The sequence below is a fragment of the Leptolyngbya sp. CCY15150 genome, from assembly GCF_016888135.1.
GTDB lineage: Bacteria > Cyanobacteriota > Cyanobacteriia > RECH01 > RECH01 > RECH01.
In genome coordinates, this window is sequence record NZ_JACSWB010000061.1 from 1 (window position 1) to 257 (window position 257).

Genomic DNA, 257 nt, shown 5'->3' on the forward strand with positions numbered 1-257 from the left:
ACGGCCTCTGTCAATGCGATGTTGAGTTTGCGTTGTGCCTACCTCAATGGGCAGCTTGCCTGTTGACTATTTTGTCGAAAGTGGGATGCTCCCGTTGCGTTTTCGGCTTGGATACTGAATGGGCTGAGGAAAGACGCTGGCTAACACTGAAAGTTTGACTTGGCGATGAGCCTGTAGCAATAACAACAACAATTGCAGGGTCAAGTACTGGGTTTCCCTGAGGTGAGTGCGCAAGGTGGTTTGGTAGAATGTGGGGA

General features: G+C 50.2%; 1 pseudogene. It reads right to left on the minus strand.

Annotation, left to right across the window (positions count from 1 at the left end):
* Positions 1-93: 93 nt before the first annotated feature.
* A pseudogene (locus JUJ53_RS00280) lies at positions 94-257 on the minus strand (IS4 family transposase); the annotation flags it as partial.